The organism is Oerskovia sp. 140933 (genome assembly GCF_059651515.1).
This window is the reverse complement of record NZ_JAMXIO010000003.1, coordinates 85870-104976: the sequence shown is the minus strand read 5'-3', so window position 1 is coordinate 104976 and position 19107 is coordinate 85870. Positions and strand designations below refer to the sequence as shown.

Genomic DNA, 19107 nt, shown 5'->3' with positions numbered 1-19107 from the left:
ATTCTACCGGGGAGCGCCGGATGGGGTTCCAGCGCTCCCCCGCACCGTCCCGCCCTGCCGCCCGACGCGTCAGCCGATGAGGTCGAGGGCCAGGTCGAGGATCGGCGCCGAGTGCGTGAGCGCCCCCACCGAGAGGTAGTCGACCCCGGTCCCGGCGACCTCGCGCGCCCGGTCGAGCGTCAGGTTCCCCGTCGCCTCGAGCTCGATCCGCCCCGGGCCGCCAGGCGCCGCCTCGCGCTCGCGCACGAGCCGCACGGTCTCGGCGAGCACGGGCGTGGGCATGTTGTCGAGCAGCAGGAAGTCGGCCCCTGCGTCGAGGGCCTCCATGGCCTGGTCCGTCGTGTCGGCCTCGACCTGGACGAGGACGTCGGGGAACATCGTCCGGACGGCCTCGATCGCGCCGCTCACCGAGCCCGCGGCGACGACGTGGTTGTCCTTGACCATGGCCACGTCGTAGAGACCCATGCGCTTGTTCGTGCCACCCCCCGCCCGGACGGCGTACTTCTCCAGGGCACGCAGGCCCGGGGTCGTCTTGCGGGTGTCGAGCACCTGCGCGCCGGTCCCGTCGAGCTCGCGGGCCCACGCGCGGGTCGCGGTCGCGACGCCGCTCGCGCGGCTCGCGAGGTTGAGGAGCGTGCGCTCGGCCGTGAGGAGCACCTGGACCGGACCGGTGAGCGCCGCGAGGACACGCCCGCGTGCCACGGCGTCGCCGTCCTGCGCGGTGAAGGTGACCGTGACGGGCGCGAGCCCGAAGCGCTCGGCGACCTGCCGGGTGACCTCCTCCACGACCACGAGGCCGGCCACCACTCCGTCGGCCCGCGCCACCAGGTGGGCGGTCCCCATGCCCGACGGCGGCACCGTGGCCTGGGTGGTCACGTCCCGGCCCGGAGCGGGGCCGAGGTCCTCGTCGAGGGCACGCGTGACGATGTCGGTGATCCACCGGGGGTCGAGGCCGGGCTCGACGAGAGAGGGAGAGTTCACGGCGCTCACGCTACCTTCCCCGGCGACGGCCGACCGGCGACCGGCGACCGCTCACACGACCCGCAGCGCGCCGTCCGCCCCGAGCGTGATCTCGATCCGCCGCCCCCACGCCGGGTCGGCCTGGGGGAAGTCCGTCCGGAAGTGTCCACCCCGGCTCTCCTCGCGCACGAGCGCGGCCTCGGTCAGCGCGGTCGCGACCTGGTGGACGTTGGTCGTCTCCCACTCGGCGGTCTGGGGGACGGCCACGACGTCGGTGGACCGGTGCGCGTCGGTGCGCACGGCAGCGAGCTTGTCGGCTGCGGCCCGCAGGCCCCGGGCGTCGCGGATGACGCCCGGCCCGGCCGAGGAGACGGACTGGACCCGGGACCGCGACGCGGCGGGCACGAGCGCCGCACCGCCGTCGCGCTCGACGGGCGTCCCGAGGGGGAGCTCTCCCGCGGCGACGCGCGCCGTGATCTCCTGGGCCGCCCGGTACGCGAAGACCAGGCCCTCCAGGAGCGAGTTCGACGCGAGCCGGTTGGCCCCGTGCACGCCGGTGCACGCGACCTCGCCCACGGCGTACAGGCCGTCGAGCGTCGAGCGTCCGTGGAGGTCCGTGACGATGCCGCCCGAGTGGTAGTGCTGGGCGGGCGCGACCGGGACGGGCTCCTCGGTGAGGTCGATGCCCTGGTCGAGCAGGCGCTCGGTGATGGTCGGGAACCGCTTGCGCAGGAAGTCGGCACCCAGGTGCCGGGCGTCGAGCAGCACGTGGTCCGAGCCCGTGGCGGCCATCTGCCGCACGATGGCGTGGGCCACGACGTCGCGCGGCGCGAGCTCGGCCATGGGGTGGACCGCGGGCATGAAACGGTGCCCGTCGGTGTCGAGGAGGATCGCGCCCTCCCCCCGGACGGCCTCCGACACGAGCGGGAGCTGACCCTTGGCGCCGAGACCCAGCCACAGCACGGTCGGGTGGAACTGGACGAACTCGACGTCGCCGAGCGTCGCCCCCGCACGCAGCGCGGCGGCCATGCCGTCGCCCGTGGCCTGGGGCGGGTTGGTCGAGGAGCGGAACACCTGCCCGATCCCACCGGTCGCGAGGACGACCGCCCGGCCGAGGACCGCGCCGACGCCGTCGCGCGAGCCCTGCCCGCGCACGTGCAGCGTCACGCCGCACGCGCGGGGACCGCCGGGCTCGTCGGGGGACGTGGTGAGGACGTCGAGCACGAGGGCGTTCTCGATGACCTCGATGCCGGGGTCGGCGAGGACGGCCTCGAGCTGGGCGACGAGCGCCCGGGAGATCTCGGCGCCCGTCGCGTCGCCGCCCGCGTGCGCGATGCGGTCGGCGTGGTGACCGCCCTCGCGCGTGAGCGCGATGTCGCCACCAGGGGCGAGGTCGAAGTTCGCGCCGCGCGAGACGAGCTCGCGCACGCGTGCGGGGCCCTCGGTCACGAGGACCTCGACCGCGGCCGGGTCGCACAGTCCCCCGCCCGCCGCGAGCGTGTCCTCGAGGTGGGCCGCGGGTGAGTCCGAGGGGTCGAGGGCCGCGGCGATGCCGCCCTGCGCCCAGACCGTGGAGCCGGAGGAGAGCTCGCCCTTGGTCACGAGCAGGACGCGCGGCACCTGGGTGCGCAGCTCGAGCGCGGCCGTGAGGCCGGCGATGCCGGAGCCGACGACGATCGCGTCGACCGTGGTCGTCCAGCCGGGGGCCGGGGCGGCGAGCCGACGGGCCAGGTGCCGGGGCGCGCGGGGCGCCTCGTCGGTGGAGACGTTCGCCTCCGCGGCCTGGGTCACTCGGCCGTGGCGGACTGGAACGGGGCGATGGGCAGGCCGCTCGGCTCGAGGTCGTACCCCTCGGGCACCAGGCCGGGCTCCTCGCTCACCTCGACGATGCGGTTGTCCCCGTCGACGAACACGACGTTCGGCAGGAAGTGGCGCGCCTCGTGGTCGGCGATCATGCCGTAGGCGATGAGGATCACGGTGTCGCCGGGGTGCACGAGGTGCGCGGCGGCGCCGTTGATGCAGACCTTGCCGGAGCCGCGCTCACCGGGGATCGCGTACGTCGTCAGCCGTGCGCCGTTGGTGACGTCGACGATGTCGACCTGCTGGCCGGAGATGATGTCGGCGGCCTCGAGGAGGTCGACGTCCACGGTCACGGACCCGACGTAGTGGAGGTCCGCCTGCGTCACGGTGGCGCGGTGGATCTTCCCGATCATCATGGGTCGCTGCAAGGAAGCGGGGCGGCGCGTGCCGTCCTGCGGTCCCGTCTGGGTCACTGCGTGCCTCCTGGGCGGGCCGTGCTCGCGGCGGGGTCTGCCACGTCCACGGCCAGGTTGTCGATCAGTCGGGTGGTGCCCACGCGTGCCGCGACGAGCAGCAGCGCAGGTCCCACGTACTCCGGTTCCAGGTCGTCCACGGTAGTCGGGTCGACCAGCGCGAGGTAATCGACCACAACACCGGGGTGCTCGTTGAGCATTCCCGAGGCCACCTCGACGGCCGAGGCGGCGCCCCGGCCGGCAGCGGCCGCGGCGGCTCCGGCACGCAGGGCCCGGCTCAGGGTCAGGGCGTCGGCGCGCTCGGCGGCGGACAGGTACGCGTTGCGCGAGGACAGCGCGAGGCCGTCGTCGTCGCGCACGATCGGGACGCCGACGACCTCGACGTCGACGTTCAGGTCCGCGACCATGCGGCGGATCGCGAGGAGCTGCTGCGCGTCCTTCTCGCCGAAGAACGCGACGTCGGGGCGGGTCAGGTGCAGGAGCTTGAGCACGACGGTCAGGACCCCGTCGAAGTGGCCGGGGCGGAAGGCGCCCTCCAGCACGGTGCCGATGCGGCCCGACGTGACGCGCACGATCGGGTCGCCGCCGGGGTACATCTCCTCGACCGAGGGGGCGAACACGACGTCCACGGCGGGGCGTCCGGGCGCGGGCTCGGGGAGCCCTGCGAGGAGCGTCACGTCGGCGTCGAGGTCGCGCGGGTAGCGGTCGAGGTCCTCGTCGGGCCCGAACTGCAAGGGGTTCACGAAGACCGTCACCACGACCTGCCCCGCCGGCCCCACCCGCTCGCGCGCGGCGCGCACGAGCTGCAGGTGCCCGTCATGGAGAGCGCCCATGGTCATGACGACGGCCCGCTCGCGCGTCAGGGCGCCCGGCTCCCGGGCGCCGGGTGCCCGCCCGTCCCGGCCCGACGGCGTCGCGCCCGTGGGTGCTGCGCCGTCGGGCCCGGCGGTCGTGGCCAGGGCGTCGCGCAGGTCTGCGCGCGTGCGCACGACGTGCGGCCGGGCCCCGGCAGGGGGCGTGGGGACAGACATCAGTGACCTTCCTCGAGGACGTCGAGCAGCTCCTGCGCCTGGCGGGCGTCGATGCGCCCCGCGGCGAGGGCACGGCTCGTGGCTCCGCGGCTGAGCTCGCGGTAGGACGCGGGCACGTCGGTCGCGGCGACGCGCGGAGCGGTCTCCTGCGCGGACGTCACGGCGAGGGCTCGCAGCACCTCGAGGTGCTCCGCGACGGTCCCGACGTCCCCGCGCGACACCGGCCCGGTGAGGGCCGAGATCGCGCCGGGCCCCGCGCCCTCGCCCGCGTCGGCCGAGCGGGTCGCGCCGTCGAGCGCCGCCGACAGCAGCGGGGCCAGCACGCGCCCGGGCTGCTCGATGCCCGCCGCCTCGAGCGCCTGGGCGGCCTGGGCCACGAGCACCACGAGGTGGTTCGCGCCGTGCGCGAGGGCCGCGTGGTAGAGCCCGCGGGCCTCCTCCTCGACGATCACGGGCTCACCACCGAGCTCGACCACGAGGGCCTGCCCGATGGGTTGGACCGGTCCGGGCGCCGTGACCGCGAAGGTCGTGCCGACGAGGCGCGACAGGTCGAGCGACGTGCCGGAGAACGTCATCGCGGGGTGGATCGCGAGCGGGATCGCGCCCTGGGCGCGCGCCGGGTCCAGGACGCCCGCACCGTAGCGGCCCGACGTGTGCACGACGATCTGGCCGCCCTGCCACACCCCGACCTCGGCGAGGCCCGAGACCAGGCCCGGGAGGGCGTCGTCGGGCACGGCGAGCAGGACCAGCTCCGAGCGCCGCACGACCTCCTCGACCTCCAGCACGGGGATGCCGGGCAGGAGCGTCTCGATGCGCTCGCGCGAGGCCTCGGAGATGCCGCTCGCGCCGACGACCGCGTGGCCCGTCGCGCGCAGCGCGCTGCCGAGGACGGCGCCGACGCGTCCTGCGCCCACGACGCCGACACCCAGGCGTCCGGGGCGTCTGCGGCCGGTCGCGTCAGTCACGTGCGTTCTCCTCGTCCTCGTCGGTCCGGTCGTCCGTGCCGGTCGTGCCGGTCGGGCCGGTCGTGCCGTACGTCTCGTGCGGGCCGCTCCCCGGCCCCTGGCCGGTGTCGTCGCCACCCTCGATCTGCTCGACCACGGCCGCGACCTCGTCGCGCCGCATCCACAGCTCGGGGCCCGCGTGCGCGCGGGCCTCGCGGGCACGGCGCGCCTGCTCGTCCATGAGCGCCCCCGCGACGTGCTGGTCGAGGTGCGGAACGGCCGGGGTGACCGGCCCGGGGACCGAGTGCATCGCGAACGTCGCGACGCCCAGGCGACGCTGCCACGGCCCCTGCTGGAGGCCGAGCGACTGCGTGCGCTCGTGCGGCACGATCTCGACGCGCCGCACGAGGCGTCCGCGCCGCAGGACGAGCGCACGCCCCGTGACCGTGAAGCCGTTGCGACGCCACGCGATCGGGTCGAGGATCCGGGCGCGCCGGGGGGCCGTCGTGAAGTGGGCGCCCGCGTCGATCCCGGACAGCGCCTCGTCGAGCAGCCCGCGCGGGTCGGGGGTCCCCAGGTCCGGCAGGACGAGCCACACCGCGCCCAGGGCCTCGTCGCGCGTGCCGACGGGCAGCAGGACGCTGTTGTTCGTCGTCCCGTCCGAGCTCTGGCCGTACCCCGCGACGTTGACCTCGACGCGCCACCAGTCGGCACTGCGCCACAGGAGCCCCTGCGTGAGGCGGATCGCCTGGACGCGGCCCGGCGGGATGGTCTGCGAGCGGGTCTCGAGCAGGCCGTGACGCAACCGGATGCCGTCGGGCGAGATCGCGCTGCGGAAGTTGAACTCGCGCGTGAACCGGCCGAACAGGTAGCCGCCGACGCCCAGGACCAGCGGCAGGGCCGTGAACAGCGTCCCGATCTCGCGCGTCCCGACCGCCACCCCGATCAGGCCGAGCACCGCCACGACCAGGACGATCATCGCGACCGTGCGGACGAGGGACAGGACCAGCCGGCCCGGCGGGACCTCCATGACGGGCTGCTCGGGCGCCTCGGGAACGCCCAGGGAGACGTGCCCGACGACGTCGCTCCCGTCCGTGGGGACCTCGTTCTCCGGGGCCTCGCCCCGCCCGTCCGAGGCACCCTCGCCGGGCGTGGCAGGACGTGCGGCAGGACCGCCGACCCGCAGTCCCGCTGCGCGGGCCAGGAGCTCGACGCGCAGGTGGTCGGCCTCCTCGAGCTTGAGGAACCCGAGCTTGATGCCCGAGTCCGCACCGCCCGCCACCTCGAGCTTGAGCTCGGCCAGCCCGAAGAGCCGGGCGACGAGCGGCTGGACGATGTCGACCGCCTGCAGGCGGTCGAGCCGGGCCTTGCGCTGCTGCCGGAACAGGACCCCTGTGTGCAGGCGGACCGACTCGTCGTCGATCGCGTACGTCGTCATGCGCCAGGCGAGCGCCGAGTAGCCGAGGCCGATCAGGCCGACCAGGACGATCCCGCCCAGGATCTGCCACCAGCCGTTGCCGGCCAGCATGTTCTGCCCCGCGGGGAGTCCGTCCAGGGTCTGGTTGCCGACGATCACGAGCAGGACCGCGATGACGGACCAGCCCCGGACCACCGGGGTCACGGGGTGGACGCGGTGCCAGGTGAGGTCTGTCGGTGGGGCGTCGGGCTGCGTGGTGCTCTCGCTCATAGCCCGGCCAACCGTGCCTCTCCGCGCGAGGCGAGGCGGTCGCGCAGGCGCTCGGCCTCGGCCGGCTCGAGGCCGTCGATCGACGCGTCCGTCGCGGGCGAGGCGGTGTGGAGCTGGACCTGGGCGATGCGGAAGCGGCGTGCGAGCGGCCCGGCCTGCACGTCCACGTACTGCATGCGGCCGTACGGCACCACGACGAGCGAGCGGAACATCACGCCCTTGCGGATCAGGAGGTCGTCGTCGCGCTCGGCGTAGCCGATGGCCCGGACCTGGCGGGGCACCACGACCACGCACCAGACCCCGATCAGGAGCATGACGGCCGGGACGGCCCACAGCCAGACCAGGCTGAACACGAGCGCGAACACCGCGCCCAGGACGGCCGGGACCAGCAGGAAGATGCCGACCGTGAGCAGCCTGGCCGTGATCAGTCGGCTCGAGACGCCCTGCCAGGTCACCCCCGGCGGGTCGAAGGGGCCGCTCGGGGTCGTCGGGGCCGAGTCCGTCACCGGAGCCGGGTCGGTCTCTGGGGCCCGGTCGAAGGCGTGGTCCGTCATGTCCCCATCTTCCCATCCGGGGTGGGCCTGCGCGTCGTCCGGGAGGTTGACCCGGTCACCCGGCGGCGTCGGCCTCGGGCGCGGACTCGCCGGTCGGCCGGGACCGCCCGCGCTCGGAGGGGTCCCCGTCCTCGGGCGGGACCTGGCAGAAGGTCTCCACGACCAGCCCGACGACGGCGAGCACGACCGCGCTCAGGGCTGCGACCCCCGCCGCGACCGCCTTCTCCCGCCGGGGCTCGATCGCGAGGTCGCCCAGGACCGCCACGACCTGCGCGAGGTACCACCCGGCCAGCAGCGACCCCGTGAGAGCCGCGGCCTTGGCCAGGACGAGCGTGCGGGCGGCGCGCAACGGGTCGAGCGACGGGCGCCGCCCCTTGAGGTAGGACCGCACGGCCCACCCCGCCCAGAAGACGGCGACCGCGAGGCCGACGAGGGCCACGTCGACGATCCAGGGCACGTGCGGCAGGTACGTCCCCCGACGCTCGAGCCCGACGACGACGAGCCACCCGACCACCGTCGTCACGACCGTGACGAGCAGGAGCGTCGTGACCTTGGTGCGCTGCATCAGCTCGACGAGCCGCGCAGGTCGGCCGGGAAGGTCATGGGCGTACCGGTGACGGGAGGCTGCTGGACCGACGGCGCCCCGGGCTGCGAGGACCGCGGCTCAGGGTGCCCGGGAGCGTGAGGCGCCGGCGGGGCCTGCGGCGGCTGGAACGAGCCCGCCGGGGCCTGGTGCACCGGGTGGAACTGCGGTGACCCCTGCTCGGCCGGGGAGAACGGCTGAGGAGCGGGTGCGGGCTGCTCGGCAGCGGGTGCGGCCTGCGAGACGTCGGCCCACAGCGGCGGGACCTGAGCGTGCGGAGCCTCCTGCCCGTCCTGCGGGTGCACGGGGTGGAACGAGGGCACGAACGGCCCGGGCTCCGCCACCGCCTGCTCCTGCTGAGCGGGGGCCGACGGCGGGACCGGGGCGGCCGGGGGCTGCTCGGGCACGAACGGGTTCACCGGCGCCGGCACGGGCGCGTGGCCGCCCGCGTCGTGCGGGACCGGCTGCGCGGCCTCACCGGGGTGCGCCGGACGGGTCGACGACGTGGCGGCCTCGGGTGCGGGGGCCTCGGCCTGCGGGCTCGGCGCGGACGTCGCGGGGTCCTGCCGTGCGGGCTCGGCGGTGGCCGCCGGAGCCTCCTCGGCACGGGCCGCGACCGGGGCCGCCTCGGGCTCCGGCTCCGCGTCCGTGAGCCAGTCCAGGGCCAGCCACCGGATGCCGCCACGGTCGGGGGCCGTCGCCGCGAGGGTCGCGACCGGACCTCCGCCGAGTCCCGGCAGCACCGCGTCGGGTGCGATCTGCGACCACGGCTCCAGCACGAACGCCCGCTCGTGCGCCCTCGGGTGGGGCAGCTCGAGATCCTCCGTGAACTCGGTGACGGTGCCGAAGACGATCAGGTCGACGTCGAGGGTGCGGGGGCCGTTGCGCTCGGCGCGGACCCGCCCGTGCACGTTCTCCACCCCCTGGATGGCGTGCAGGAGCGCGCGCGGCGACAGCGTCGTGCGGGCCAGGAGGATCGCGTTGAGGTAGTCCGGCTGATCGGGGCCTCCGACCGCCGCGGTCCGGGCGAGCGGCGAGACGTCCGTGATCTCGAGACCGGAGATCCGGTCGAGGTCCGTCACGGCGTCCCGCAACGTCTGCTGGGCGTCGCCCAGGTTCGCGCCCAGTGCGAGCACGACGGGCACGAAGCCCGTCGGCGCCTCGTCGAGGCGGTCGAGGGGGCGGACGGGCTCGGGCTCGGGTACCGGGTGCGGCTCGGGCTGCGGCTCGGGCTGGTGCACGGGCTCCGGCTGGTGCGCGACGGGACGGTCGGGAGCAGTGTGCTCCGTGGGGGTCTCGGCCAGGTCCTGGGCCACGACCGGGGCACGCTGCGCAGGGACGTCCGCGGGCTCGGGCAGGGGCGGCAGCGGGGCCGGGGGCGTGGTCTCGGCGGTCGTCGTCGCGACCGGGAAGGACTGGTCCCGGTCCTCGTCGACGGACGGTTCCTGCGCGGCCCGCACGGGCTCCTCGGCCGGGACGCGCTCGGCCTCGGCCTGCGCCGCGGCGAACGCTCCGGCGTCCGGCACGGCGTACCCGACGGGGGCCGCGGGGGCGACCGGCGCAGCGGGCTCGGCCGGTGCGGCAGCCGCAGCCTGCGTGAAGTGCTCGACCGGTGCGGCGGGCACCGCCTGCGCGAGCTGCTCCGCCGGTGCGACGGCCTCGACGGGTGCCGCGGCGGGAACGTCCGGGTGGCGGTCCTCGACGGGAGCACCTGCGCCCTGCTGCGCCGCGGACATCTCGGGGGCGGCGTCGGCCGGCGCCACCTCGGGCGACGGCACGGGCGCCTGGTCGGGCACCTCGACCTCGCCCGTCGTCACGAAGTCGGCCGACGGCGCGCTCAGCGCGTCCTCCGGAGCGCTGTAGAACGAGTCGAGGGCGGCGACGAACTCCTGGTCGGAGACCCCTCCGGCCCCGCCGTCCCCGGCGACCGGTGCGTGGTCCTCGGGGGCCGCCGCGAAGACGCCCTGGTCGGGCGAGCGGTCCGGCGCTGGCACGGGGGAGACGGGCGGGATCGACGGGGGCATCGACACGTGCTCGTCCTGGGGCGTGACGGACTCCGTCAGCGCGACCTGCCCGAGCACGGGCGGCGTGATCGAGCCCACCGGGATCGGCACGACGCGCGGTCGCTCGTCGACGACGGCGGCCACGACGGGGGTCTTGACCCGGTCACGGCGGATGACGACCTCGACGTCGTCGAACGGCACCGTGATGGGCGCCTGCGGCTTGTGGACCGCGACGTCGACGGCCTCGACCGACGCGTGGCGCAGCGCGACCGCGGCGACCCGCTCGGCGACGGTCTCGATGAGGTCCGCGGGCGAACCGGCCAGGACCGCGACCACGTCCTCGGCGACGACCGCGTAGCTCACGGTGTCCTCGAGGTCGTCCCCGGACGCGGCACGCCGCGTGTCCAGGTGCAGCACGACGTCGGCCCGGAACAGCTGGCCGTCGATCCGCTCGTGCTCGAACACGCCGTGGTGCCCCGTCGCGCTGAGCCCCGTGAGCCGGATCTGGTCGAGAGGCCGTCCGTCGGTGCCGTGCACCGCCCCTGCGAACGCTGTGCTCACGTCGTGCTCCTGTCGTCGCTGTCGTTCGTTCCGTGGTCCGTGCTGTGGCGCGGACGAACCGCACCGGCGGGCCCGTGCCCGCCCGTCGAGGCTGGTGCCCTGCCGAGGGCGCCGGGGGCGGGTTCTCCCCCGCTGGCATCCTCCCCTGTCCGACCGGCCCGAGTCCACGCCGCGGCGACCCGCACCGCGTCCGCCGACGGCCGGACGGCGTGCACGCGCACGCACCACGCACCCTCCGCCGCGGCGAGGGCCGTGATGGCGGCGGTCGCCCCGTCCCGCTCCAGGGGCGGGACGGGCGTGCCGTCCTCGCCCGCGAGCAGGTGGCCGAGGAACCGCTTGCGGGACGCCCCGACGAGCACCGGGAAGCCCAGCTCGCGCAACGTGCCCAGGTGCGTCAGGAGCGGCCAGTTCGTCGAGCCCGCCTTGGAGAAGCCCAGCCCGGGGTCGAGCACGATGCGGTCGTCCCGCACCCCCGCCGCCCGGAGCGCCTCGACCCGTGCGGCGAGCTCGTCGCGCACGTCCGTCACGACGTCGTCGTACACCTCGAGGTCGTCCATGACGTCCGCGTGCCCGCGCCAGTGCATGGCGACGAACACCGCGCCCGTCCGGGCGGCGACCGCGGCCATCTCCGGGTCCGCGAGCCCCCCGGAGACGTCGTTGATGATCTGCGCGCCCGCGGCGACCGCCTGCTCGGCGACCGTGGCCCTGGTCGTGTCGACGCTCACCACGGCACCGCGGGACGCGAGCGCCTCGATCACGGGCAGGACCCGCGCGAGCTCCTCCTCGACGGGCACGCGACCTGCACCGGGTCGGGTCGACTCACCACCGACGTCGAGGACGTCCGCGCCCTCGGCCAGGAGCTCGAGGCCGTGCTCGACCGCGGCTCGGGGCTCGAACCACTCGCCGCCGTCGGAGAAGGAGTCGGGCGTGACGTTGACGACGCCCATGACGAGCGTCCGACCGACCCCCGCGAACGGGAGGCCGCTCGGGGTGCCGTCGTGCTGTGTGTGCTGCACTGCTGCGCGCCTACCGTCCCAGGATCAGGCTCATGGCCTCGGCGCGCGTGGCGCCGTCGCGCACCTGGCCCCGCACCGCGGACGTGACGGTCCGGGAGCCCGGCTTGCGCACACCGCGCATGGACATGCACAGGTGCTCGCACTCGACCACGACGATCACGCCGCGGGGCTCGAGGTGCTCGACCAGCGCGTCCGCGATCTGCGACGTGAGCCGCTCCTGCACCTGGGGGCGGCGCGCGTACACGTCGACCAGCCGGGCCAGCTTGGACAGCCCCGTGATCCGGCCGTCGGCGTTGGGGATGTACCCCACGTGCGCGACGCCGTGGAACGGGACCAGGTGGTGCTCGCACGTCGAGTAGACCTCGATGTCCTTGACCAGCACCATCTCCTCGTGGCCGAGGTCGAACATGGTCGTCAGGACGTCGCCGGGCTCCTGGCGCAGGCCCGCGAAGATCTCGCGGTAGGCGCGGGCCACCCGGGCAGGGGTCTCGACGAGGCCCTCACGGTCCGGGTCCTCACCCACGGCGAGGAGGAGCTCGCGCACCGCGGCGCGGGCCCGCTCCTCGTCGTACTCGGGGACGTCGGCAGCGGCACGCAGCCCCTGCTCGGCCCTCGCGGTCACGTCAGACCTGCCCGTCGTCGACCGTGCGGTCGGCGGGGACCTCGCCGATGCGCTCGGGCGGCAGCTCGTCGCTCGCCGCCGCGGCCTCGTCCTGCGGGACCACGATCGGCTGTCCCGTGGGGTCCTTGGGCATCTCGGCCTTCTCCGCGTCCGTCAGGACCGGGGGCCGGTGCGACACGGCGCGCTGCTCGCTCGAGAGCCAGACCTCGCGGGGGGCACGCTTGACGACGGGGGCGAAGATCTCCGCGAGCTCGGCCTGGTTCAGCGTCTCCTTCTCGAGGAGCTCGAGGACCAGGTGGTCGAGCACGTCGCGGTACTGGACGAGCACCTCCCACGCCTCGTCGTGCGCGGCCTCGACCAGGCGACGGACCTCGTGGTCCACGGTGCCCGCGACCGACTCGGAGTAGTCGCGCGTGTGGCCCATGTCGCGGCCCATGAACGGCTCGCCCGAGCCCGTGCCGAGCTTGATCGCGCCGACGCGCTCGCTCATGCCGTACTCGGTGACCATCTTCTTGGCGATCGCGGTCGCCTTCTCGATGTCGTTCGAGGCCCCCGTGGTCGGGTCGTGGAACACGAGCTCCTCGGCGACCCGCCCGCCCATGGCGTACGCGAGCTGGTCGAGCAGCTCGTTGCGCGTCGTCGAGTACTTGTCCTCGAGCGGCATGACCATGGTGTACCCCAGGGCGCGTCCGCGCGGCAGGATCGTCACCTTGGTCACGGGGTCCGTGTAGCGCATGGCCGCGGCGACCAGGGCGTGACCGCCCTCGTGGTACGCCGTGATCTTCTGCTCCTTGACGTTCATGACCCGGGTCCGCTTCTGCGGTCCCGCGATCACGCGGTCGATCGCCTCGTCGAGCGCGCGGTCGTCGATGAGCTGGGCCCCGGAGCGCGCCGTGAGCAGCGCGGCCTCGTTGAGGACGTTGGCCAGGTCGGCACCGGTGAAGCCGGGCGTGCGGCGCGCGACGGCGGCCAGGTCGATCTCCGGGACGATCGGCTTGCCCTGGGCGTGCACCGCGAGGATCGCCTCGCGGCCCTTGAGGTCCGGGGCCTCGACGGCGATCTGCCGGTCGAAGCGGCCCGGACGCAGGAGCGCGGGGTCGAGGATGTCGGGGCGGTTGGTCGCAGCGATGAGGATGACGTTGGTCTTGACGTCGAACCCGTCCATCTCCACGAGGAGCTGGTTCAGGGTCTGCTCGCGCTCGTCGTGCCCGCCGCCCATGCCGGCACCACGGTGACGGCCCACCGCGTCGATCTCGTCGACGAAGATGATGGCGGGCGAGTTCTCCTTGGCCTGCTGGAACAGGTCACGCACACGGCTCGCGCCGACACCGACGAACATCTCGACGAAGTCCGAGCCGGAGATCGTGTAGAACGGCACGCCCGCCTCGCCCGCGACCGCGCGGGCCAGCAGCGTCTTGCCCGTCCCGGGAGGGCCGTAGAGCAGCACGCCCTTGGGGATCTTGGCGCCCACGGCCTGGAACTTGTCCGGCTCGGCCAGGAACTCCTTGATCTCGTGGAGCTCCTCCACGGCCTCGTCCGCGCCGGCGACGTCGGCGAACGTGACCTGCGGGGTGTCCTTGGACGCGAGCTTGGCCTTGGACTTGCCGAAGCCCATGACCTTGGAGCCGCCGCCCTGCATCCGGGACAGCAGGAACCAGAAGACCAGGCCGATGATGAGGAACGGCAGCAGGAGGGAGAGGGCCGACGTGAGGAACGACGGACGCGCGATCTCCGAGTTGTACCCCTTGGGGGGGTCCGCCTCGGTGACGGCGTTGACGACGGCCTCGCCCTGGGGCGCGACGTAGAAGAACTCGACGCTCTTGCCGTAGTTCACCTCGTCGTCGCCCGTGCCGGTCGTGTAGTCCTCCGACAGCGTGAGCTGGACGCGCTGGTCTCCGTCGACGATGAGGGCCTGCTCGACCTTGCCGTCGGCCAGGAGCTCGAGCCCGGTCGACGTGTCGACCCGCTTCACGTTGGGTCCCGACAGCGCCATGAAGGCGATCCCGAGGATCGCAAGGCCCACGACGATCCAGATGATCGGTCCGCTGAGAATCTTCTTGATGTTCATCGGCGACGGGGACGATTCCCCGTATCCCTCCACTCGCGCAATGGTTCCGCCAGTGAAGTTACACGCACAACCTGGCAGTTGGCTGGTCTGTTCGCCCAGGGCGTTGCCTCGACGAGCGGCGTCCGCAACGGGCGGCGGCGGGGCCGCGGGGTGGCCTCACGACGACGGGGGCGGGATGCGCGACGACGGCGCGCGTCCCCGCCTCCCGTCATCGCAGGGGCACGGGGGTGGCGCGTCAGGACGAGTAGACGTGCGGGGCGAGCGTGCCCACGAACGGCAGGTTGCGGTACTTCTCCGCGTAGTCCAGGCCGTAGCCCACGACGAACTCGTTGGGGATGTCGAAGCCGATGTAGCGCACGTCGACCTCGGTCTTCGCGGCGTCGGGCTTGCGGAGCATCGCGGCGACCTCGACCGAGGCGGGGCCACGGCTGCGCAGGTTCGACAGCAGCCACGACAGCGTCAGGCCCGAGTCGATGATGTCCTCGACGATCAGCACGTGGCGCCCCGTGAGGTCGGCGTCGAGGTCCTTGAGGATGCGCACGACGCCGGAGGACTTGGTGCCCGAGCCGTAGGACGAGACCGCCATCCAGTCCATCTCGACGTCGTGGTGCAGGAGGCGTGCGAGGTCCGCCATGACCATGACGGCGCCCTTGAGCACGCCGACCAGGAGCAGGTCCTTGCCCGCGTAGTCGCGGTCGATCTGCTCGGCGAGCTCCACCAACCTCCCGCGGAGCTGGTCCTCGGTGAGGAGGATGTTCTCGAGGTCGTTGCCGACGTCGGATGAGTCCACGGGTTTCACTCCTGTGCTGGTTCTGCTGGTGTCTGCGCGGGCGCGGTTCGCGCGTTCGAGGGGGGCCCCGAAGGCCGTAGGAAGAGTCTCCCACGGCTCCGCAGTGCCCGGAGGTCTCCGGGCAGGTGCGCGGGGCCCTGGCCCCGCCAGTCGGTGATCATCGCGTCGAGGGTCGCGACGTGGCTCGCGAAGAGGGATCCGGCGGGGCTCCCGGCCTCGACCGCGGCCGCCCGCAGGGCCCGACGGCGCAGCGCGGCCGGGGCGGACAGGAGCACCTGGGTGTCGAGCACCACAGGCGCGGGCGGGGCGTCGCCCGGCGACGCCCCCTCCTCGGTGGGCGCGCCCAGGTCCGCGACCCGCGCCTCGTCGAGCAGCCGGGCGGCGAGCCCGTCGAGGAGGTCGGCGTCCTCGCGGAGCAGGTCGGCCGTCCGGGCGAGCGTGACCGCGACCCCCGGCCCCAGCACGTCCTCGAGCACGGGGAGCACGCGGGACCGCACCTGCGAGCGCAGCGGGAGCCCGTCCGGGCGGTCGGCACCGCCCGACGGGGGGGCGACGGCACCACCCGGAGCGAGCGCCCCGTTGGTCGGGTCCGTCCACCAGGTCAGCCCGTTCGCGGTGCACACGTCCTCGGTGTCGCTGCGGCGCAGCGACAGGAACGGTCGGCGATACGTCCCGCGGACGGCCGCCATGCCCGCGAGCGACCTCGCCCCGGAACCACGCGCGAGCCCCAGGATCACGGACTCGGCCTGGTCGTCCAGGGTGTGCCCCAGCAGGACCGCCGCGGCCCCCGCCTGGTGGGCGACGTCGTCGAGCACCGCGTAGCGCGCGTGGCGCGCGGCCGCCTCCAGGCCCCCGGGTCCCTGGACCCGCACCCGCCGGACCTCGACCGGCTCCAGCCCGAGCGCCCGGCACTGCTGCGCCGCGACGGCCGCCACCTGCGCGCTGCCGTCCTGCAGACCGTGGTCCACCACGACGGCCCCCGCCCGCAGCCCGTCGCGCGAGGCGACGAACGCCGTCGCGGCCGCGAGCGCGAGCGAGTCCGCCCCGCCCGAGCAGGCCACGAGGACCAGGTCCCCCGGCGCGAGGTCGCGGACCGAGCGGCGCACGGCGCGTCGGGCCGCGGCCTCGGCAGGGTGAGGACCGACCACGCGCGTCAGCCGTGGACCCGGCGCACCCAGGCGCGGGGGTCGGCGATCTCCTGGGCGGAGGGCAGGTGCTCGGGTCCTGACCACACGGCGTTGAGCCCGTCGCGGCCCACGTCCCTCTCGACGGCGCGCACGAACGCGGCACCGTCGCGGTACTGGGCGAGCTTGGCGTCCATCCCCAGGAAGCGGCGCAGGACGGTGTCGAGGGTCCCGGCGCCCTGACCGTCGCGGCGCGCCTCGAACTGCGCGCGGATGCGCCGGACCGTGGGGACGGTGGCGCGCCCGACGGCGTCCATCATGACGTCGGCGTGCCCCTCCAGCAGAGCCATGACGGCCGACACCTCCTCGAGGGCGCGCTGCTGGTCGGGCGTGAGGAGACCGTGGGCCACGCTCCCGTCCTGCCCGCGCACGGCCCGCAGGACGACCCGTCCGGCGGTCGTGAGCTTGTCGCGCAGGCGGGCCTCCGCGAGCTGTCGCGAGGACTCCGAGAGCCCCACGAGCAGGTCACGGGCCGCGGCCCGCAGGTGCTCCGCGAGCCACGGCGCTGCCGTGAACTGCAGCGCGTGGGTCTGCTCGTGCAGGCACACCCAGAGGCGGAAGTCCGCGGGCACGAGGTCGAGGTCCCGCTCGAGCTGGAGGACGTTCGGGGCGACAAGCAGCAGGCGCCCGGGGGCCGCCCCGGCGTCCGGGTCGAGCACGCTGTACGGGTCGAACTGCCCCAGGACGCGGCTCGAGAGCGCAGCGAGGACCGCACCGACCTGCGCAGCCCCGACGAGCGCCGTGGCCGGGGAGACGGGCTTGTCCCCCGCCGCCGTGAACGACTCCGCGACGCCGTCGGTCAGGCTCGCCATGACCTCGGTGTTGGCCAGGGCCCAGCGGGAGCGGTCGACGACGTACACCTGCGAGAGCTCGAGGGTCCCCTCCCCCGCGCCGGGCGGCGGCGTGAGGTCGGGCGGGGACATGCGCGTGACACGCAGGACGTGCGGCACCGCGGCCGACGCCGCCTCGCGCAGCCCCGCCACGAGGGCCGCGAGCTCGTCGCGCGACGCGGTCGGGCCCGGAGGTGCGACCCGGGCGGCGATCTGCGCGGCGGCGACCCAGTCGACGAGCGGCGTGCCGAGCACGGAAGACGTCATCGCCCCACCGTAGCCGCTGACCGGACCCGGCGGACCGGGTGGTCAGCAGTCGCGTCGGGCCGTGCCGGGCCGTGCCGGGTCGGGCCGGGTCGGGCCGTGCCGGGTCAGTCGGCCTGACCGACCAGGCTCCCGACGAACCCGTCCAGGAGGAGCCGTGCACCGTACGAGCCGCCCTCGGGCAGGGCGTCCGCCAGGAGCACGAACACGAGCTGACGGTCCTGCGCCGTGACGACGGTCCCGGCGAGCGAGGTGACGCCCGGCAGGCTCCCCGTCTTGGCCCGCACCAGTCCCCGGCCCGGCGACGCGAGGAATCGGTCGTCGAGCGTCCCGGAGAGACCCGCGACGGGCAGTCCGACCGCCCCGGCACGCAGGCCGGGCTCGGCAGGGTCCGCCAGGAGGTCGAGCACGGCGGCGAGCTGGGCAGCCGAGAGCGACGACCCGTCCCCGAGCCCGGAACAGTCGGCGAGGACCGCCCCCGTCAGGTCCACCCCCAGGCGTGCGACGCTCGCGCGGACCGCCTGCGTGGCGCCGTCGAACGTCGCGGGCAGGCCCGCGTCGATCGCGACGAGCCGCCCCACGACCTCGGTGATCGTGTTGTCCGAGTGCTGGAGGAAGTACGCGACGACCTCGCCCAGGGGCGCGGACTCGACCGACCCGAGCACCTTCGCCGACGAGGCGGACTCGCCGCGGACCGGCTCGCCCTGGACCGTGATCCCCTGCTCCGTCAGGCGCTGCGCGAGCACCTGGGCGGCCGCGAGCGACGGGTCGGGGCTGCGCTTGGCGTACTCCGCGTCGCTGAGCCGAGCGATGTCCACCGCGACCGACGTGACGGGCGCGATGTACCCGGCCGTGACGTTGCCCTCGAAGACCGCGGGGCTGACGGTGGGACCGGAGAAGTAGCGGTCGTCGACCACGAGGCGCACGGTGGTGCGCCCGGTGACCTTGAGCTCGCCCGCGACCTGGGCCGCGAGGTCCGCCATCCCGGCCCGGCCGTTGACCGCCAACGGGTCGCCCTCGCCGACGGCGAGCATCATGTCGCCGCCGCCCACGAGGGCGATCGTGCCGGCGTCGACCTCGACGACCTTCGTGGTGAGCGTCACCTCGGGTCCCGGGGACGCGAGGGCCGCGGCCGCCGTGAGGATCTTCTGGGTCGAGGCCGGGACCATGAGGGTGTCGGCGCCGCTCTGCGCGAGCACCTCGCCCGTGATCCGGTCCATGACCACGCCACCCACCCGGTCACCGAGGCGGGCGTCGTCGACCAGCGCGTCGAGCGACGCGGAGATCGTCGCGGCGTCGGGCAGCGGTGCCGACTCGTCGAGGACCGGGAGCGTCTGCGCAGGTGAGGCCGAGTCCGTCGCCCCGGGAACGTCCGGGAACGGGGCCGCGGGGGCGACCGCGGGAGCCGTCGTCAGGATGCCCGGCACCACGTCGCAGGCGTCCGCCGTCAGGTAGCCACCCGCCAGGACCACCACGATCCCCGCTGTGATCCCGGTGCGTGCTGCCCAAGCCATCTCGGTCCTCTTCCCTCCTGCCGTCGGCGCTCTGGGGTGCGCCGCTCACGTGCGCATTATCACCCAGGAACCCCGACGTCCCCTGGGTCCGGCCTCAGCCCACCCAGGCCGTTCGTGTCACACTAGAGGGCGCATCACGGCCTGATACCTCGTGGTTCACACCACCCGGCCAGGTTCGCCGGTCGGAACGACCGGGGCCGCGTGCGCACGACAGCCGATTCAC

16 protein-coding genes are annotated in these 19107 nt (G+C 74.7%); all 16 read right to left on the bottom strand.

The annotated features are described in order from the left end of the window. Positions 1–69: 69 nt before the first annotated feature. Entirely contained in the window at positions 70–990 is a 921-nt protein-coding gene (gene nadC, locus NHG27_RS02840) for a carboxylating nicotinate-nucleotide diphosphorylase (RefSeq protein WP_497014670.1), read from the bottom strand. A gap of 42 nt (positions 991–1032) precedes the next feature. Beyond that, entirely contained in the window at positions 1033–2751 is a 1719-nt protein-coding gene (locus tag NHG27_RS02835; RefSeq protein ID WP_193718527.1) for an L-aspartate oxidase, read from the bottom strand. Beyond that, positions 2748–3176 carry an aspartate 1-decarboxylase gene (panD, locus tag NHG27_RS02830; RefSeq protein ID WP_227748078.1) on the bottom strand — a complete coding sequence of 143 codons (429 nt, stop codon included), beginning with the start codon at positions 3174–3176 and terminating at the stop codon, positions 2748–2750. Before panD ends, NHG27_RS02835 begins: the two co-directional genes overlap by 4 nt. A gap of 53 nt (positions 3177–3229) precedes the next feature. Then, positions 3230–4264 carry a pantoate--beta-alanine ligase gene (gene panC, locus NHG27_RS02825; RefSeq protein ID WP_497014669.1) on the bottom strand — a complete coding sequence of 345 codons (1035 nt, stop codon included), beginning with the start codon at positions 4262–4264 and terminating at the stop codon, positions 3230–3232. Next, the gene (locus NHG27_RS02820; protein ID WP_497014668.1) at positions 4264–5229 is read right to left on the bottom strand and encodes a Rossmann-like and DUF2520 domain-containing protein; all 966 of its coding nucleotides are present in this window, start codon (positions 5227–5229) and stop codon (positions 4264–4266) included. The genes panC and NHG27_RS02820 overlap by 1 nt, the downstream gene beginning before the upstream one ends. Continuing rightward, the gene (locus tag NHG27_RS02815; RefSeq protein WP_497014667.1) at positions 5222–6895 is read right to left on the bottom strand and encodes a PH domain-containing protein; all 1674 of its coding nucleotides are present in this window, start codon (positions 6893–6895) and stop codon (positions 5222–5224) included. Before NHG27_RS02815 ends, NHG27_RS02820 begins: the two co-directional genes overlap by 8 nt. Then, a complete protein-coding gene (locus tag NHG27_RS02810) occupies positions 6892–7449 on the bottom strand; it encodes a PH domain-containing protein (RefSeq protein WP_193718523.1) in 558 nt (185 codons plus the stop codon). The genes NHG27_RS02815 and NHG27_RS02810 overlap by 4 nt, the downstream gene beginning before the upstream one ends. A 55-nt stretch (positions 7450–7504) precedes the next feature. Beyond that, complete coding sequence (locus NHG27_RS02805) at positions 7505–8014, bottom strand: DUF3180 domain-containing protein (RefSeq protein ID WP_497014666.1); 510 nt, start codon at positions 8012–8014, stop codon at positions 7505–7507. Continuing rightward, complete coding sequence (folK, locus tag NHG27_RS02800) at positions 8014–10596, bottom strand: 2-amino-4-hydroxy-6-hydroxymethyldihydropteridine diphosphokinase (protein WP_497014665.1); 2583 nt, start codon at positions 10594–10596, stop codon at positions 8014–8016. Before folK ends, NHG27_RS02805 begins: the two co-directional genes overlap by 1 nt. After that, entirely contained in the window at positions 10593–11543 is a 951-nt protein-coding gene (gene folP / locus NHG27_RS02795; protein ID WP_193718609.1) for a dihydropteroate synthase, read from the bottom strand. The genes folK and folP overlap by 4 nt, the downstream gene beginning before the upstream one ends. 79 nt (positions 11544–11622) lie before the next feature. Further along, positions 11623–12234 (bottom strand): GTP cyclohydrolase I FolE, encoded by a 612-nt coding sequence (gene folE / locus NHG27_RS02790; RefSeq protein ID WP_497014664.1) that lies wholly within the window; start codon positions 12232–12234, stop codon positions 11623–11625. Between the two features lies 1 nt (position 12235). Continuing rightward, positions 12236–14302, bottom strand: coding sequence for an ATP-dependent zinc metalloprotease FtsH (gene ftsH, locus NHG27_RS02785; protein WP_193718521.1), 2067 nt, complete (start codon positions 14300–14302; stop codon positions 12236–12238). Between the two features lie 235 nt (positions 14303–14537). Next, on the bottom strand, positions 14538–15092 hold the full coding sequence (gene hpt, locus NHG27_RS02780) for a hypoxanthine phosphoribosyltransferase (RefSeq protein ID WP_030144051.1): 555 nt from the start codon (positions 15090–15092) through the stop codon (positions 14538–14540). A gap of 5 nt (positions 15093–15097) precedes the next feature. Then, positions 15098–16240, bottom strand: coding sequence for a tRNA lysidine(34) synthetase TilS (tilS, locus tag NHG27_RS02775; RefSeq protein WP_497014663.1), 1143 nt, complete (start codon positions 16238–16240; stop codon positions 15098–15100). Between the two features lie 5 nt (positions 16241–16245). After that, a complete protein-coding gene (locus NHG27_RS02770; RefSeq protein ID WP_497014662.1) occupies positions 16246–17373 on the bottom strand; it encodes a zinc-dependent metalloprotease in 1128 nt (375 codons plus the stop codon). Positions 17374–17477: 104 nt separating this feature from the next. Continuing rightward, positions 17478–18884 carry a D-alanyl-D-alanine carboxypeptidase/D-alanyl-D-alanine endopeptidase gene (dacB, locus tag NHG27_RS02765; protein WP_497014661.1) on the bottom strand — a complete coding sequence of 469 codons (1407 nt, stop codon included), beginning with the start codon at positions 18882–18884 and terminating at the stop codon, positions 17478–17480. Positions 18885–19107: the final 223 nt, after the last annotated feature.

Coding starts and splice junctions, on each gene's coding strand:
- panD (WP_227748078.1), bottom strand. CDS start 3,176: ATGATGATCGGGAAGATCCACCGCGCCACCGTGACGCAGGCGGACCTC.
- panC (WP_497014669.1), bottom strand. CDS start 4,264: ATGTCTGTCCCCACGCCCCCTGCCGGGGCCCGGCCGCACGTCGTGCGC.
- NHG27_RS02815 (WP_497014667.1), bottom strand. CDS start 6,895: ATGAGCGAGAGCACCACGCAGCCCGACGCCCCACCGACAGACCTCACC.
- NHG27_RS02810 (WP_193718523.1), bottom strand. CDS start 7,449: ATGACGGACCACGCCTTCGACCGGGCCCCAGAGACCGACCCGGCTCCG.
- NHG27_RS02805 (WP_497014666.1), bottom strand. CDS start 8,014: ATGCAGCGCACCAAGGTCACGACGCTCCTGCTCGTCACGGTCGTGACG.
- folP (WP_193718609.1), bottom strand. CDS start 11,543: ATGGGCGTCGTCAACGTCACGCCCGACTCCTTCTCCGACGGCGGCGAG.
- ftsH (WP_193718521.1), bottom strand. CDS start 14,302: ATGAACATCAAGAAGATTCTCAGCGGACCGATCATCTGGATCGTCGTG.
- NHG27_RS02770 (WP_497014662.1), bottom strand. CDS start 17,373: ATGACGTCTTCCGTGCTCGGCACGCCGCTCGTCGACTGGGTCGCCGCC.
- dacB (WP_497014661.1), bottom strand. CDS start 18,884: ATGGCTTGGGCAGCACGCACCGGGATCACAGCGGGGATCGTGGTGGTC.